The sequence below is a fragment of the Amycolatopsis sp. NPDC114503 genome, assembly GCF_055633655.1.
The window spans coordinates 111,787-127,966 of record NZ_JBVKDT010000020.1; the positions used below are offsets into that span (position 1 = coordinate 111,787).

The 16,180-nt window shown below is 70.3% G+C and carries 9 protein-coding genes and 1 pseudogene; 8 read left to right on the forward strand and 2 right to left on the reverse strand.

What is annotated here, in order from left to right; genetic code table 11:
* Positions 1-72 precede the first annotated feature (72 nt).
* The 3 genes from treS to glgB are packed head-to-tail and all read left to right on the forward strand — an operon-like array spanning position 73 to position 5,484.
* Positions 73-1,866 carry a maltose alpha-D-glucosyltransferase gene (gene treS / locus ACZ7OI_RS46195; protein ID WP_470270454.1) on the forward strand — a complete coding sequence of 598 codons (1,794 nt, stop codon included), beginning with the start codon at positions 73-75 and terminating at the stop codon, positions 1,864-1,866.
* 1 nt (position 1,867) lies between these two features.
* Entirely contained in the window at positions 1,868-3,271 is a 1,404-nt protein-coding gene (locus ACZ7OI_RS46200) for a maltokinase N-terminal cap-like domain-containing protein (RefSeq protein ID WP_470270455.1), read from the forward strand.
* A 5-nt stretch (positions 3,272-3,276) separates the two neighbouring features.
* Entirely contained in the window at positions 3,277-5,484 is a 2,208-nt protein-coding gene (gene glgB, locus ACZ7OI_RS46205) for a 1,4-alpha-glucan branching protein GlgB (RefSeq protein WP_470270456.1), read from the forward strand.
* A 178-nt stretch (positions 5,485-5,662) separates the two neighbouring features.
* Here glgB and ACZ7OI_RS46210 read toward each other — a convergent pair whose 3' ends face one another.
* Positions 5,663-6,733, reverse strand: a complete 1,071-nt coding sequence (locus ACZ7OI_RS46210) for a helix-turn-helix domain-containing protein (RefSeq protein WP_470270457.1) — start codon at positions 6,731-6,733, stop codon at positions 5,663-5,665.
* 85 nt (positions 6,734-6,818) lie between these two features.
* Between ACZ7OI_RS46210 and ACZ7OI_RS46215 the strand changes: the two genes are divergently transcribed.
* The 3 genes and pseudogenes from ACZ7OI_RS46215 (at position 6,819) to ACZ7OI_RS46225 (ending at position 13,635) form a co-directional block, all read left to right on the forward strand.
* Positions 6,819-10,928: a S8 family serine peptidase gene (locus ACZ7OI_RS46215; protein ID WP_470270458.1), complete on the forward strand. Its 4,110-nt coding sequence runs from the start codon at positions 6,819-6,821 to the stop codon at positions 10,926-10,928.
* A 207-nt stretch (positions 10,929-11,135) separates the two neighbouring features.
* Positions 11,136-11,960: pseudogene (locus ACZ7OI_RS46220) on the forward strand (glycoside hydrolase family 16 protein); the annotation flags it as partial.
* A gap of 208 nt (positions 11,961-12,168) precedes the next feature.
* Positions 12,169-13,635, forward strand: coding sequence for a S1C family serine protease (locus ACZ7OI_RS46225; RefSeq protein WP_470270459.1), 1,467 nt, complete (start codon positions 12,169-12,171; stop codon positions 13,633-13,635).
* Between the two features lie 32 nt (positions 13,636-13,667).
* Here the strand turns inward: ACZ7OI_RS46225 and ACZ7OI_RS46230 are convergent, their stop codons facing one another.
* Positions 13,668-14,489 (reverse strand): oxidoreductase, encoded by an 822-nt coding sequence (locus ACZ7OI_RS46230; protein WP_470270461.1) that lies wholly within the window; start codon positions 14,487-14,489, stop codon positions 13,668-13,670.
* A gap of 70 nt (positions 14,490-14,559) precedes the next feature.
* Here ACZ7OI_RS46230 and ACZ7OI_RS46235 point away from each other — a divergent pair, with 70 nt between their 5' ends.
* Entirely contained in the window at positions 14,560-15,093 is a 534-nt protein-coding gene (locus tag ACZ7OI_RS46235; protein WP_470270462.1) for a MarR family winged helix-turn-helix transcriptional regulator, read from the forward strand.
* Between the two features lie 57 nt (positions 15,094-15,150).
* Positions 15,151-15,711 carry an isochorismatase family protein gene (locus ACZ7OI_RS46240; RefSeq protein ID WP_470270463.1) on the forward strand — a complete coding sequence of 187 codons (561 nt, stop codon included), beginning with the start codon at positions 15,151-15,153 and terminating at the stop codon, positions 15,709-15,711.
* The last annotated feature ends 469 nt before the right edge of the window (positions 15,712-16,180 follow it).

Here is a 16,180-nt window from a genome sequence, read left to right on the forward strand (position 1 = left end):
TCGGAGTGGTTATCCCGGCGCCGTTCGGGATAACCACTGTTCAGCACAGGCACTCACGACAAGGTGGAACGGATGGACGAGGACAGCCGGCCCGGCGCCGCGGCGGGACTGGCGGACGTGCCGCACACGGGCGAGGCGGTGACGGCCGACGGTTTGCTGGTCGAGCCGCAGGCGGACGACTTCGCGCACGCGCACGCGGCGCCGAAGGACCCGGAATGGTTCAAGAGCGCGGTGTTCTACGAGGTGCTGGTGCGCGCCTTCGCCGATTCGAACGGCGACGGCACCGGCGACCTGCGCGGGCTGGCGGGCAGGCTCGACTACCTCGAATGGCTCGGGGTGGACTGCCTGTGGCTGCCGCCGTTCTACGCCTCGCCGCTGCGCGACGGCGGCTACGACATCAGCGATTTCCGTGCCGTGCTGCCGGAATTCGGCAGCGTCGAGGACTTCGTGTACCTGCTCGACGAGGCGCACCGGCGCGGCATCCGGGTGATCACCGACCTGGTGCTGAACCACACCTCGGACGCGCATCCGTGGTTCCAGCAGTCGCGCTCGGACCCGGACGGCCCGTACGGCGACTACTACGTGTGGAGCGACGACGACTCCCGCTACGCCGACGCGCGGATCATCTTCGTCGACACCGAAACGTCGAACTGGACCTACGACCCGGTGCGCGGCCAGTTCTACTGGCACCGGTTCTTCGCCCACCAGCCGGACCTGAACTACGAGAACCCGGCCGTGCAGGACGCGATGATCGACGTGCTGCGGTTCTGGCTCGACATCGGCATCGACGGCTTCCGCCTCGACGCCGTGCCCTACCTGTTCGAACAGGAGGGCACCAACTGCGAGAACCTGCCGCGCACGCACGATTTCCTCAAGCGCTGCCGGAAAGTGGTCGACGACGAGTTCCCCGGCCGGATCCTGCTGGCCGAGGCGAACCAGTGGCCCAGCGACGTGGTCGAGTACTTCGGCGACGAGGAGGTCGGCGGGGACGAATGCCACATGGCGTTCCACTTCCCGCTGATGCCGCGGATCTTCATGGCGGTGCGCCGGGAGTCGCGGTTCCCGATCTCGGAGATCCTGCTGCAGACGCCGCAGATCCCGTCCGGCACGCAGTGGGGCATCTTCCTGCGCAACCACGACGAGCTGACGCTCGAGATGGTCAGCGACGAAGAGCGCGACTACATGTACTCCGAGTACGCCAAGGACCCGCGGATGAAGGCCAACATCGGCATCCGCCGCAGGCTGGCCCCGCTGCTGGACAACGACCGCAACCAGCAGGAGCTGTTCACCGCGCTGCTGCTGTCGCTGCCCGGGTCGCCGGTGCTGTACTACGGCGACGAGATCGGCATGGGCGACAACATCTGGCTCGGCGACCGGGACGCGGTCCGCACGCCGATGCAGTGGACGCCGGACCGCAACGCCGGGTTCTCCACCTGCGACCCCGGCCGCATCTACCTGCCGGTGATCATGGACCCGGTGTACGGGCACCAGGCGCTGAACGTCGAGGCGCAGGCCGACAACGCGGCGTCGCTGCTGAACTGGACGCGCCGGATGATCGAGGTGCGCAAGCAGCACCACGCGTTCGGCCAGGGCGATTTCGCCGACCTGGGCGGCTCGAACCCGAGCGTGCTCGCCTACCAGCGCCGGTGGCTGCGCCCGGACGGCCGCGAGGACGTCGTGGTCTGCGTCAACAACCTGTCCCGTTTCCCGCAGCCGGTGGAGCTGGACCTGTCCGCGCACCAGGGCGCGACGCCGGTCGAGCTGACCGGCGGCGTGCGCTTCCCGGACATCGGCGAGCTGCCGTACCTGCTCACGCTGCCCGGCCACGGGTTCTACTGGTTCCAGCTGCTCGAGCCGGAAGAATGAGGTGAGTCCGCTGTCGCACCACGGTTCCCCGCCCGCACATCCCGACCTGGCCGAGGTGTCCGGGGCGCTGACCGCCCTGCTGCCCGGCTGGCTGCCCGCGCAGCGCTGGTTCGCGGGCAAGGACCGGCCGGTCGACGAGGTCCGCCCGGCCGGGCTCACCATGCTGGCCGGGCCGGATCCGCTGCTCGTGCACGCGGTCGTCGACGTCGTGCAGGGCGACCGCACCGAGCCTTACCAGCTGCTGATCGGCAGCCGCTCCGGGGTTCCCGAGGTCGCCTCGGCCTCGGTGCTCGGCGAAGGGCTCTACGAGGCGAGCGGCGACGCGGACCTCACCGCCGGGCTGCTGGACCGGATGGCGGCGGGCGGGTCCGTCGGGCCGCTGCGGTTCGCGGCGGAGCCGGACGCGACGCTCGAGCCCGGGCTGCGTTCGCGGCCGATCACCGCCGAGCAGAGCAACACCTCGCTGGTGTACGGCGGGCAGTACATCCTCAAACTGTTCCGCAAGCTCAGCGAGGGGACGAACAAGGACCTGCTGCTGCACCGCGCGCTGCAGGACGCCGGATGCAAGCACATCGCCCGCGTGGTCGGCTCGATCTCCGGCGAACTGCACGGCGCGCCCGCGACGATGGGGATGCTGCAGGAATTCCTGCCGGACGCGGTCGACGGCTGGGCGATGGCGACCACGAGCGTGCGGGACCTGCTGGCCGATCCGGACCAGCTCGCGGCCGAGGCGGGCGGCGATTTCGCCGGCGAGTCCGAGCGGCTCGGCGCCGCGGTGGCCGAGGTGCACGCGGACCTGGCGACCGCGCTCGGCACCGAGCCCGCGGACAGCGACGAGCTGGACCGGACGGTGCGCGCGATGACCGAGCGCCTCGACCAGGTGTCCGAGATGGTCCCGGAACTGGCCGTGTACGCGCCCGCGCTGCGCGAAGTGTTCGAGACAGTCCGTGCGCACGAGGAGCCGATAGTCATCCAGTACATCCACGGCGATCTGCACTTGGGCCAGGTGCTGCGTACCGTCAACGGATGGCTGTTGCTGGACTTCGAAGGCGAACCGGCCGCCCCGGTCGCGGAACGGCACGCCCTGCGCTCGCCGCTGCGCGACGTCGCGGGCATGCTCCGGTCGTTCGACTACGCGGCGCACCAGCGGCTCGTCGGGCAGCCGGAGAACGCGGACGTGACCCGGCACGCGATGGAATGGGCCCGGCGCAACCGCGCCGCGTTCTGCGCCGGCTACGCCCGCGCCGGCGGCCCGGTCGGCGACCCGCAGGAGCACGCGGACCTGCTCCGCGCCTTTGAACTGGACAAAGCCGTGTACGAGGTCGCCTACGAGCACGCGAACCGGCCGGACTGGCTGAGCGTGCCCCTGGCGGCGATCGCCCGCAGCACCGACGGAAGCGAGTGACCCCCGTGAACGCTGTCCCCGCGGATCTGCCCTCGGCGGCGCCGTCTCCGCTCGACATCGACCGGCTGCTGGCAGGCGAGCACCACGACCCGCACTCGGTGCTCGGCGTGCACACCGACGGCAGCGACATCGTCGTGCGTGCGCTGCGCCCGGGCGCGACGTCGGTGTCCGTCGTCGCGGGCGAGCGCCGCGTTCCGCTGGAGCGCGTGGCGGACGCGCTGTTCGCCGCGGCGCTGCCGGAACATCCCGGCGACTACCGGATCGAAGTCGGCTACGACAACCACACTGTCGTCACCGACGATCCGTACCGCTGGCTGCCGACGGTGGGGGAGCTGGACCAGCACCTCATCGGCGAGGGACGGCACGAGCGGCTGTGGGACGTGCTGGGCGCGCACGTGCGCCGGTACGACACTCCGAACGGCGTCGTCGAAGGCGTGTCCTTCGCGGTGTGGGCGCCGACCGCGCGCGGCGTGCGGGTGATCGGCGACTTCAACGCGTGGGAGGGCCGCGGCCACCCGATGCGCTCGCTCGGGTCCTCCGGCGTGTGGGAGCTGTTCGTACCCGGCGTTTCCGTCGGCAGCTGCTACAAATTCCGCATCCTCGGCGCGGACGGGCACTGGCACGAGAAGGCCGACCCGATGGCCTTCGCCACCGAGGTGCCGCCGGCGACCGCGTCGAAGGTGACCGAATCGTCGTATGCCTGGGGCGACGACGACTGGGTCGCCCGGCGCGAGGCGACCGACTGGGCGGACGCGCCGATGAGCGTGTACGAGGTGCACCTCGGCTCGTGGCGGCCCGGGCTCGGCTACCGCGAGCTGGCCGACCAATTGGCCGACTACGTCGAGGAAACCGGCTTCACGCACGTCGAATTCCTGCCGGTGGCCGAGCATCCCTTCGGCGGCTCGTGGGGCTACCAGGTCACCTCGTACTACGCGCCGACGTCGCGCTTCGGTTCGCCGGACGACTTCCGCTACCTCGTCGACCATCTGCACCAGCGCGGCATCGGCGTGCTCGTCGACTGGGTCCCCGCGCATTTCCCGCGCGACATCTGGGCGCTGGCGCGCTTCGACGGCAGCCCGCTGTACGAGCACGAGGACCCGCGCCGCGGCGAACAGCCGGACTGGGGCACGCTCGTGTTCAACTTCGGCCGCAACGAGGTGCGCAACTTCCTCGTCGCGAACGCGCTGTTCTGGCTGGAGGAGTTCCACCTCGACGGCCTGCGCGTCGACGCGGTCGCCTCGATGCTGTACCTCGACTACTCGCGCAAGGACGGCGAGTGGCTGCCGAACGAGTACGGCGGCCGGGAAAACCTCGACGCCGTACGGTTTCTGCAGGAACTGAACGCGACTGTCTACAAGCGACACCCCGGCGTGGTGATGGTGGCCGAGGAATCCACCGCCTGGCCCGGCGTCACCCGCCCGACGCATCTGGGCGGCCTGGGGTTCGGCTTCAAGTGGAACATGGGCTGGATGCACGACACGCTCCGCTACCTGTCGCACGAGCCGATCCACCGGGCGTACCACCACAACGAGATGACGTTCTCGCTCGTGTACGCGTGGAGCGAGAACTTCGTCCTGCCGCTCTCGCACGACGAAGTGGTGCACGGCAAGGGTTCGCTGTGGGAGCGGATGCCGGGCGACGACTGGAACAAGGCCGCCGGACTGCGCGCGCTGCTGGCGTTCATGTGGGCGCATCCGGGCAAGCAGCTGCTGTTCATGGGCGGCGAATTCGGCCAGCCGAGCGAATGGTCGGAATCGCGGTCGCTGGACTGGCACCTGCTGGAAACCCCGCTGCACCGCGGCGTGCGCGACCTGATCCGGCAGCTGAACGCGATCTACCGGGACACCGCCGCGCTGTTCAGCGGCGACGTCCGGCCGGAGGGTTTCCGCTGGATCGACGCGAACGACTCGGCCGGGAACGTCCTGAGCTTCCTGCGCCTCGGCACGGACGGCTCGCGGCTGGCCTGCATCGCGAACTTCGCCGGGGTCCCGCACCACGACTACCGGGTGGGGCTTCCCGCCGCCGGGCGATGGACCGAGGTGCTGAACACGGACGCGGAGTCGTTCGGCGGCTCGGGGGTCGGGAACCTGGGCGCGGTGGAGGCGGCCGAGGAACCGTGGCACGGGCAGCCCGCGTCGGCGGTGCTGCAGCTCCCGCCGAGCGGGGTGTTGTGGTTGCTGGAGGAACGCGCCTCCTCCGACACCGAGGCTTGACTCGCCACTGCTGCTGCTTTTGCGCACCGCTGTTCCGCGCACTGCCGCTCCGCGCACCGTCGCGGTCCAGTCCGTGAAGGGCCCCTTGAGGGAATCTAAGTCTGTGAAGGGGCCCCTCACGGACTTCGGCGGGTCGTGAGGGGAACCCTGAGGGACTCAGCTTCCGTGAGGGTGGCCCTCACAGCCCCCGCCCCCGGACCCGCCCCCGCCCCGGACCAGCCCCCGCCGTGAGGGCCACCCTCACGGACTCCGTCACAACAGCCCGCGGGCCAGCGTTCATCCCGGCCTGAAACCGGGTCGTCGCGTTCAGCTCCGCCATCAGCCGCTGGACCCGGCGCTGCGTCGTCCGCGCACTCCACCCGAGCGCGCGGGCGATCCCCGCGTCGGTCTGCCCGGACGCCAGCAGCGTCAGCAGCGTGGCGGTGTCCGGATCACGATCCCCGCCGGTCAGTGCCCGCGTGATCGGCACCGCCCGGTCCCATTCCGCCTCGAAGAGCGTGACCAGCGCGTCCAGCAGCGCCGACGCGTGAATGATGTACGCGGCGTCCACGACGTGCGGCGACGAGCTGATCGGGATCACCGCGACCTTCTCGTCCGCCATCACCATCTTGATCGGCAGCGTCGGCCGCACCCGTGACCGTTCGCCGTGGCTGGCCAGGATGTCGCCCTGCAACCGGCCGGGCACGGCGATGGCGGCTTGCGCGTAGATGACGCGATAGGCGATGCCCGCTTTCAGCCGCCGCTGTTCCGCGCCGAGATTCGCACCGGGCGGCTTGACGTACGGCGGCCGGTCGAAACCTCGGATCTGTGTCCGTGCCTCCTCCTGCAGCCGCAGCACGCGGCTGTCGATGTTCTCCGTCCCGGTGACCACCTCGACCAGTTCCGCCGGATGCGTGAACCGGCTCGCCTCGCGGTGCACTTCCATCAGTTCTTCGATTTTCGCCCGTGCTTCGCGCAGTTCGGCGGCCCGTTCCGCGGCCAGCCCGCCGAGTGCGAGATCGGGCGGCGCGGCGAGGTAACGCGCCGGTCGTCCAGGTACGCGGCTCGCCAATCCGGCTGCGGTCAACCGGGAAAGCGCGCGCGACACCTGCTGCGTCGACAGCCCGCACTGCTCGGCCACGTCCGCCGCCCGGGTGCGTGGATGCCCGACAAGCGCGGTATAGACCCGAATGTCCGCGAGCGGCAGGCCGAGCGCGGACAAATCCGGCGCGGCCTGGCGGGAATCCGCCGCCTGGCGACTATTGGTCATGGTGGCTATCTTGCGCCACGCCGTCGCGGGCTGGGAAATTGATCCGACCACTGACCCCCGTCCCCCCGACCCGAAAGGGGGCGCTGTGTCTCGCGCCCGAACGTCCTCGCTGCGCATCCTCGTCGCCTCGGCCACCGCCGCGGTGACGCTGTGCGGCCTCGCCGCGGCTCCGGCTTCTGCCGCGCCGCCACCGGATCAGCCACCGTCCAGACACGTCGCGATGCCGGACGGGGGAGCGGTCGCGCTCGCCGCCGACGGCACCGCGACCCGCACCGACGCCCACGGCAAGACCGTCGCGAAAACCGTGCTGCCCCTTGCTCGAGGCACGTCCGCGCTCGGAGATTTCGCCCCCACGGACGACGCTGTCCGGGCCGCTTTCACCCGGCAGCAACCCACCGACGTCGTCCTTCAGCTAGCGCCGTCGACATCCGTGACCGGCCCGCCGATCGCGGCGGGCAAACGGGCCGCTCGCACTTCCGACAACGTTGTCAACGCCGCTTTGGCCCAAGTGGGCGCGGCTTCGGTCGAGCCCGTTTTCCCTGACGCCACCGACGTTCCCGCGCTGTCGAAGACCGTCCTGGTCCACCTCCGCGGCTCCGACGCGGACGAGGCCGCGCAGAAGCTGTCGAAGACCCCAGGCGTAGTGAGCGCCCGGGTGAACCGGCGCGTGTCCGCGATGTCGACCGGTCCAGTCCCGGTGCCCCAGTCCGCGCAGCAGAAGCAGACTCAGGCCAAACCGCCCGCGCCGCTGCCGGACAACTACGGCGTCAGCTCGTCGGCCGAGAGCTACCTCAACGCCGGCGGCACCAACGCGCTCGGCGCGTACAGCCTGCTGAAGTCGAAGTACGGCCAACTGCCCGGCGCCGGCCAGATCATCACCAACGTCTCCATCGGCGACCTGACCGACGAGAGCATGGCCGACGCGGGCGACCAGTACGTCCGCACCTACGGCCCGACGACGATCGTCCGCGACGGCCAGCGCTACCTCGACCTTCCGTCCATGCCGCTGATCCCGACCTACACCGCGAGCCCGTCCGGCCGCCTGGACCCGCTCGGCGCGGCGGAAGGCCAGGACCCGGCGCTCGGCGAAGTGCTGCTCGACTTCGGCGTGATGGCCCCGCTCCCGCACGACGCGCAACGGCCGGGCGCGACCGGTTCCGGCTACACGGATCTGCTCGGCATCGCGCCGGGCGCGCAGTACCGGCTCGTCGTGCCGCAGGAGCCGACCGTCGACCAGATCGCGGTTTCGCTGCTGGCCGCCGCCCGGCAGACGCCGCGGCCGAACGTGATCACGGCGAGCCTCGGCGAAGGCACCGACGCCGTCGGCTTCCCCGGCCGGTACCTCGAAGACGACCCGCTGCTGCAGTCCGTCGTCAGCACGATCGTGCACCAGTACCGCATCGTCGTCACCATCTCGGCCAACGACGGAACCCGGCTCTACACCCCGGCCGCGGTCGGCCCGGACGGCGGCAGCACGCCCACCGACGTCGCCCGCAACGCCGGTGACACCACCGACATCGACGACGACGCGTACTCCACGACGCCCACCAAGGTCCTCGACAGCGGCGCGATCGCCGTCGGCGGCACGACACTGGACGACACCCTGTCGGTGCCGCAGCGATCCGGCACCCCGGCCGCGCACAACCCGACGTACGCCACGACCCGCTTCAACGGCGGCGCGGCTTACTCGTCCGGCTTCGGCTCGCGGGTCAACATTTCCGCGCCCAGCGACGGAATCCTCGTCTACGAGCACACCGAACGCGGCTCCGCCCACGACGTGACTCCCGTGCTCAACGGCGGTACCTCGGCCTCGGCGCCGATGACCGCCGCCGCAGCCGCCGTCGTGCTCCAAGCGGCGAAATTGAGCGGCCGCCCGATGAATCCGCTCGACGTCCGGAACGTGCTGACGCATTCGGCGCGACCGGTGTCGACCCCGCCGCAAGCTGACCGGCCGGTGACCGTCGGGCCGCAGCTCGACGTGACCGCCGCTCTCCAGTCCGTGCTCGGCGTGCACACTTCTCCGGCCATCGCGCGGGTATCGATCGCGCACCGGGTGACCACCGGCGGTCTCGGCGCTTCCTTCCTGGAAGACGCACCGGACGGCCAGATCGACCTTGCCACCAAAGGCACCGGTGAAGGTCTGGTCGGCCCGGTCACGATCGGTGCCGACGTCGTGGGTGCGCCGCCAGGCGCGTCGTACGCGCTGAAGATCGGCGGCAAGGAGTTCCGCTCAGCGGTACCCGCGGTCCGGCTGAGCCCGGCTGAAATCCTTGCCGCGGCCGGAATGCCGGTGGTAGCGACGACAGACCGGAGCGTGCCGGTCACCTTCGAGGTCCGCATCGCAGGCTGGCCGATCGCGTCAGCCACCCGCACGCTGACCTTCGGCCCGACCGACGGCACCTACGCCGAAGCCCAGGCCCCGGTCGCGCCCGCGACCGTCCACAGCGGACAGTCGACGAGCGTGCACTACGACCTCACCGGCGTGCGGAACCTGTCGAACCCGCAGCTGGTTGTCTCGACGCTCGGACACTGGAGCCCGGTCAGCGCCCCGCTGTTCGGCACCACGTTCACCGCGCCGCTGACCGCTGCGTCCGGAGATGTGCTGGTGCCAGCGTCAGCATTCGCCTCCGGCAGCGGGATCTACGGCATCGGAATCGTGCAGCGTTCGGTCACCGGCAGCGTCGGCGATCCGGTGTACGGCGAGTTCACCGCCGTTCGCGTCGGCGGAGATGCCGGACAGCGGCCAGACGCGCCCATCCTCGGCACCGGACACCACGCGGAGATCACCCGCGCCGCACCAGGGTTCTCGGTTGGTTACGACGTGCGCGGCATCCGCGGCGCAACTGGTGCCGCGGTCGAGTTCTCCGCACCCGCGCCGACGCTGTACAAGTCGCTCAACACCGTGACGAACGCGAACGGCGACACCCGGGACGCAGGCGGTCCGAGCGCCGGATCGGTTGCCTACCAACAGCTTCCCGGCCGCAACGGCACGGCGTCGCTGGACGCGGGCAAGCTCGGGCTCGGCGGTTCGCTGTCCTACAACGTCCGCGTCTTCGCGACCGACGCGCACGGACGGATCCTCGGCCAAGCGTCGCCGACATCGTTCCTCACCGTCGACGACGGCCTCGCTCCAGGCGACACCGTGGTGACGAGCTTCGCCGCGTCGGCCACCGGAACGTCGTACGTCGCGCTGCGCGAACCCGGCGCGGGGGAGTCGGTGCGGGAGTACGACGCCGCGAAGGGCACCTACGGCCGGGTGGTCGCCAGCGATGCGTCGCCGGACCGCGGATACCAGGTGCTCGGGGCTGATCCGGACGCACATCGCTTGGCACTGCTGCACTTCGGCGGCGATCAGTCCACTGTGGAGACTTACGACACGGCGTCGGGCGAGCTCGTCGCCAGCGCTTCCGCCGCCGGGTACTCGCTCGACGGCGGTCGCGTGGATCCCGTGCACCACCGCGCCGCGCTCCTGGCGCACCACGACGGCGACAACGCCGATGCCGTGGTGCCGCTCGACCTCGCCACGGGCACGTTCGGCAAGCCCTTGCCCGCCGATCCGCCGGGCGTCGGAGCAGGCGCGTACCGAATGCTCGACCTCGACCCGGCGAACGGTTTCGTCTACCTGAGCCGGGCCAACAGCAGCCTGATCTGCTTCAGCGGCGGCGCCGGCCCAGTGGCTCGCATCGACCTGAACTCCGGAGAAGTCCGGCGGGCGGACGGCGGCAGCGGGTGTGCCACCGGGCTGGCGGTCGACTCCGGAGCCGGGCGGATCTACCAGTCGGACTACCGCGCGATCAGCCTCAACATCGTCGGCACGTCGTCGCTGGTGTCGGTCGACGAGGCGACGCTGGCGCCGGCGGGCACCATCGGCGTGCGCAAGCAGAAGGGCGGATTCCTGGCGGTCGACGGCGTGCACCGTCTCGGGCTGGAGGCGTTCCGGACGCCGCCGGTGCTGTCGCAGTTCGGCAAGGTCGGCGGCGTGGTCACCGACAACAACGCGACGAGCCAGTTCGCCGTCGTCGACCTCGCCGCCGGGAAACCGGTGGCAGTGGTGCCGGGCCTGAACTTTGTCGCCGGTCCGTTCGGCGGCGAGTTCGACCCGCTGACCGAGCGCTCGGCACAGCTCGACCCGGCGAGCCGCACCGGCTGGGCTCCGTCGGCGGACGGACGTCAGCTGCAGCAGTTCCGGTACTGATCGAGCCGGGTGACCGGACCGCTTGCCCGTCCGGTCACCCGGCCTTGCCCGGAATTGCTTCCGGCAGCACCTTTCCCCGGCTCCGGTCGGAAAATGACCCACGGAACATCTTGCCGGTGAAGGCGCTGGTGGGCATACTTTGTTGCCATCCACAACAAACCCGGGGTGGCGCCGCCAGGCCGCCCCTCGAGTGATTGAGGGATGACGATGACGTCCACGCACACCTCCTCCCGGTGGAGGCTGCTCGCGATTCCCGCGGCGCTCGCCGTCGCCAGTGCGGTCGCGCTCACGCCCGCCGGGAACGCGGCCCCCGCCGCCGCTCCGGCCGCCGGGTTCTCCGACGATTTCGACGGCCCGGCGGGCGCACCCGCCGACGGGGGCAAGTGGAGCTACGAAACCGGCGACAACAACGGCAACAACCACGAACGGCAGTGGTACACCTCCGGCGCGGCGAACGGCGCGCTCGACGGCCAAGGCCACCTCGTGATCACCGCGAAGAAAGAGAACTCCGGCAACAACTGCTGGTACGGCGCGTGCCAGTACACCTCGGCGCGGCTCAACACCGCGGGCAAGTTCAGCCAGGCGTACGGGCACATGGAAGTGCGGATGAAACTGCCGCGCGGGCAAGGAATGTGGCCTGCGTTCTGGATGCTCGGCGGCGGTCAGTGGCCGGACGACGGCGAGATCGACGTGATGGAGAACATCGGCAAGGAGCCGAACACCGTGCACGGCACCATCCACGGCCCCGGCTACTCGGGGGCGGGCGGCATCGGCGCGGCGTTCAACGGCCCGAATTTCTCCGACGACTTCCACACCTACGCGGTCGACTGGTCGCCGGACAAGATCGTCTGGCTCGTCGACGGGCAGGCCTACCAAACCCGCACCCCGGCGGACCTGAACGGCAAGAAATGGGTGTACGACCACCCGTTCTACCTCATCCTGAACCTCGCGGTGGGCGGCGACTGGCCGGGCGACCCGGACGGCAACACCCAGTTCCCGCAACAGCTGGTGGTCGACTACGTGCACGTGAGCTGACCACCCTCGCCGCCGGAACCCCCGGCGGCGCGGAGAAGGCGCGGTCTCCGCGGGCCCCGTCCGGCTCAGCCCATTCTGAGCCGGACGGGGCTTTTCCGTGCCTGCCGCTCGGGTACACAGCTTCCGCACGGACGACGGCAAGGAAAATCTCAGGTACCGGGTGTTTGCTGAGCTGGCGGAGGGTCACGAGACGCGGGAGCGGACCATGAACGAGCAGGAGCGCGGCGGGCAGGACCAGGGACAGCCCGGCTACGGCGGACAGGCGTATCCCTACTCGCCGGGAGCGGAGCAGCCGTACCAGCATAGCTGGGGACAGCAGCAGGCTTGGGGCACGCCGCCTGGCGCATACGGCCCGCAGCCGGGTCAATACGCCGGTCAGCCGCACCCGACGCAGCACTTCGCCACGCCTTACCACCGGCCGCAGCGCGCCAGCCATCCGCTGCGGACCGCGGCCGTCACGGTCGGCGCGATCGCGTTGTCGGTCGCCGTCGGGCTCGGGATCGGGCACTTCGTGTGGACGCCGTCCGCGCCGTCCGCCGTCTCCGGGAACCAGAACTTCGGTTCGATCGGCAACCAGACCAACCCGTCGAACACGGCCATCGACCCGCAGGCGATCGCGAAGAAGGTCAGCGCGGGCATCGTCAACATCAACACTGAGCTGGGCTATCAGGGCGCGGCCGCGGCAGGCACCGGCATCGTGCTCACCGCCGACGGCGAGGTGCTCACGAACAACCACGTCGTCGAGGGCGCGACCAGCATCAAGGTCACCGACATCGGCAACGGCCAGACGTACACCGCGTCCGTGCTCGGCTACGACCGCAGCCACGACGTCGCGGTGCTCAAACTGGCCGACGCGTCCGGGCTGGCCACGGAGACGCTCGGCGATTCGTCGTCGGTCAAGGTCGGCGACGCGGTCGTCGGCCTCGGCAACGCCGGCGGCGCCGGGGGAGCGCCGGTCCCGGCGGGCGGGCGGGTGACCGCGCTGAACCAGTCGATCACCGCGTCCGACGAATCGAACAGCTCGTCCGAGCAGCTGAAGGACCTGATCCAGGTCGACGCGAACATCCAGTCCGGCGATTCCGGCGGACCGCTCGTGAACGCGCAGGGCCAGGTCGTCGGCGTCGACACCGCGGCCTCGGCCGGGTACCAGTTCAACGGCGGCGGGGGACGGCGCAGTCACGGCGGGCTCGGCAACGGCTTCCCCGGCAACAACAACGGCTCGCAGGGCGACTCGCAGGGCGATGGCTCCCAGGGTTCCAGCGGGAACGAGGGCTACGCGATCCCGATCAACCAGGCGATCTCCATCGCGCACCAGATCGTCGGCGGCACCGGCACGGACACCGTCCACATCGGAAAGAGCGCGTTCCTGGGCGTGACCGTCAGCGACGCCGGACAGCAACAGCAGCAGCAACAGCAGCAACAGCAGCAGGGCGGATCCGGCTCAGGCGCCGCGATCCAGCAGGTCGTTCCCGACGGCGCGGCCGCGAAGGCGGGCCTCGCCGCCGGCGACGTGATCACCGCGGTGGACGGCAAAGCGGTCGACTCGCCCACCACGCTGACCGCCCTGATGGACCAGCACCACCCGGGCGACAAGCTGACCGTGACCGTCGTCGACCAGACCGGCCAGCAGCAGAACGTCACCGTCGTGCCCGCCGAAGGCCCCGTGGGCTGACCTGCCGGGTTGTCCGGACGGCTGGAGTTCGTTCAGTCGTCCGGATAACGCGTGTCGAGCGAAACTTCCTCCCACGCCGCGAGATCCGCGAGCTGCTGCTCCAGCTTCGCCCGGATCCGGTTCACCGCTTCGGGCCCGAGCGGCAGCCGCAATGGCGCGTCCGGAGTGTCGACCAGTTTGAGAATGGCCTCGGCGGCCTTCGCCGGATCGTTCGGCTGCGCGCCGTCCTGCGCGGAAAACCGCTGGCGCATAACGCCCGCCGGGGTTTCGCGGTAGTCGTCGATGGGCTCGGAAAACGTCATCGACCGCCCGGCGAAGTCCGTCCGGAACGGCCCCGGTTCCACCAGGCTCACCCGGATCCCGAGCGGCGCGACCTCCCCGGCGAGCGCCTCGGACATCCCCTCCAGCGCGAACTTCGACGTCGCGTACAACGCGTGCCCGGGATTCCCGACCACCCCGCCCACCGACGACAACTGCACGATGTGCCCGCTGCGCTGCGCCCGCAGATGCGGCAGCACCGCGCGCGTGACGTTCAGGACGCCGAAAACGTTGGTCTCGAGCACCTGCCGCGCCTGCGCGTCGGTCAGTTCCTCAAGCGCGCCGACCAGCCCGTGCCCCGCGTTGTTGACGAGCACGTCGATCCGCCCGTACTCGCTGATCGCCGCGCTCACCGCCGCTTCCACCGACGCCGGATCAGTAACGTCCAGCCGGGCTTTGAATGTCTTCAACTCCTCGAGCGCGCTCGTGTCGCGAGCCGTGGCCACGACCTTTTCCCCGCGCGCCAGCACGGTTTCCGCGAGCACGCGGCCGAACCCGCTGCTCGCTCCCGTGATGAACCAGACGCGTCCGGACATGCGGACCTCCCCAGGACCAGGTACCTTGATACTCAAACCAAACTACCTTGAGCTTCGAGGGAGTGTCCAGTTGGACTCAGCGGGAGCGGGCCTGCCCGAGTGGCTGGCCGTGATGCCAGACGGCGTGGATCCGCAGGTCGAAGCGGCCCGGCAGCGGATCGGCAGGCTGTCGCGGCAGTTCGAGCAGGTGCTGCGCGGCGTCGCGGAAGAATACGGCTTCAGCACGGGGGATTGGCAAGCGCTGTCGGCTTTGCACCGATCCGGCCGCGCGGCGGTGCTGACGCCGAAAGAACTAGGCGAGCGCCTCGGCGTCACCTCCGGAACCGTCACGGTCCGCATCGACCGCCTGGAACGAGCGGGCCTGGTAGAACGCGTCGCGGCCGGCGCCGACGGCCGCAGCCGCCCGATCCGCCTGACCCGCAAAGGTCGTGCCCGCTGGGCCGCCGCCACGAAAAAGCGCACCGATCGAGAACAGTCCCTGTTCGCCTCCGCCCTGGACGAAGACGACCTGTCGGAGCTCAATGTCCTCCTTTCCCGCCTGCTGACCCGCTTCGAAACCGAGTTCGGCCCGTCCTCCCCGCACGATGCCCTCCGCCCTGAGTGACGGTTTTTGTCGGTGGTCGGCGCTAGCGTGAGCGGTACCTGACTGGAGGGAAACCTGATGACCACGCTCAACAACCGCCCGAACACCGCATTGCTCGTCGTCGACGTGCAACAGGGCGTCGTCGCAGACGCGCACGAACGCGATGCCGTCGTCGCGAACGTGGCCGCTTTGGTGGACAAAGCCCGGACGGCTGAGGTCCCAGTCGTGTGGGTCCAGCACTCCGACGAGGGGCTGGAGAAGGGCAGCCCCGACTGGGCCTTGGTCCCGGAGCTGAAGCCCTCGCCCTCCGAACCCCTGATCGAGAAGTCCTACGGCGACTCCTTCGAAGACACCACCCTGGAGTCGGTCCTCGCCGACCTGCGGGTAGGCCACCTGGTAGTAAGCGGAGCCCAAACGGATGCCTGCATCCGCTCCACGCTGCACGGCGCCTTCGCCCGAGGCTACGACGCGACCTTGGTGAGCGACGCCCACACGACGGATGACCTCACGAAGTGGGGAGCTCCGTCTCCGGCGGAGGTCATCGCGCACACGAATCTTTACTGGACCCACCAGACCGCTCCCGGCCGGACTGCGGGCACGGTGCCGACGGAGGAGGTCACTTTCAAGACTGGAGCGTGAGGCTCCTGCCGCTCCGTCCCGGGCGGAAACGCTGGCACGGTCATCTCGGCGGAGGTCGGTTTCGGTGCTGGGCGGTGATGCCGTCGCCGCTCTGCTCTGGCCGGGCCGTGGGCGCGGTCGTGGTCGCCACGGAAGAGGCCGTGTCCACGGCCGGAACCTGACGCTGTCGCCACTTTGCCCGTGGTGAGACCGCTGGCACGGTCGCCGCGGACGTGGCCGCCTTTAAACCGGAGGCTGACGCCCGTTGCCTCCCGCCTTTAAACCGGAGGCTGACGCCCGTTGCCTCCCGCCTTTAAACCGGAGGCTGACGCCCGTTGCCTCCCGCCTTTAAACCGGAGGCTAACGCTCGTTGCCTCCCGGCGTGTGAGACCGTCGCCGGGAGCCGGGAGCCGGGAGCCGGGAGCCGGGAGCCGGGAGCCGGGAGCCGGGAGCCGGGAGCCGGGAGCCGGGAGCCGGGAGCCGGGAGCCG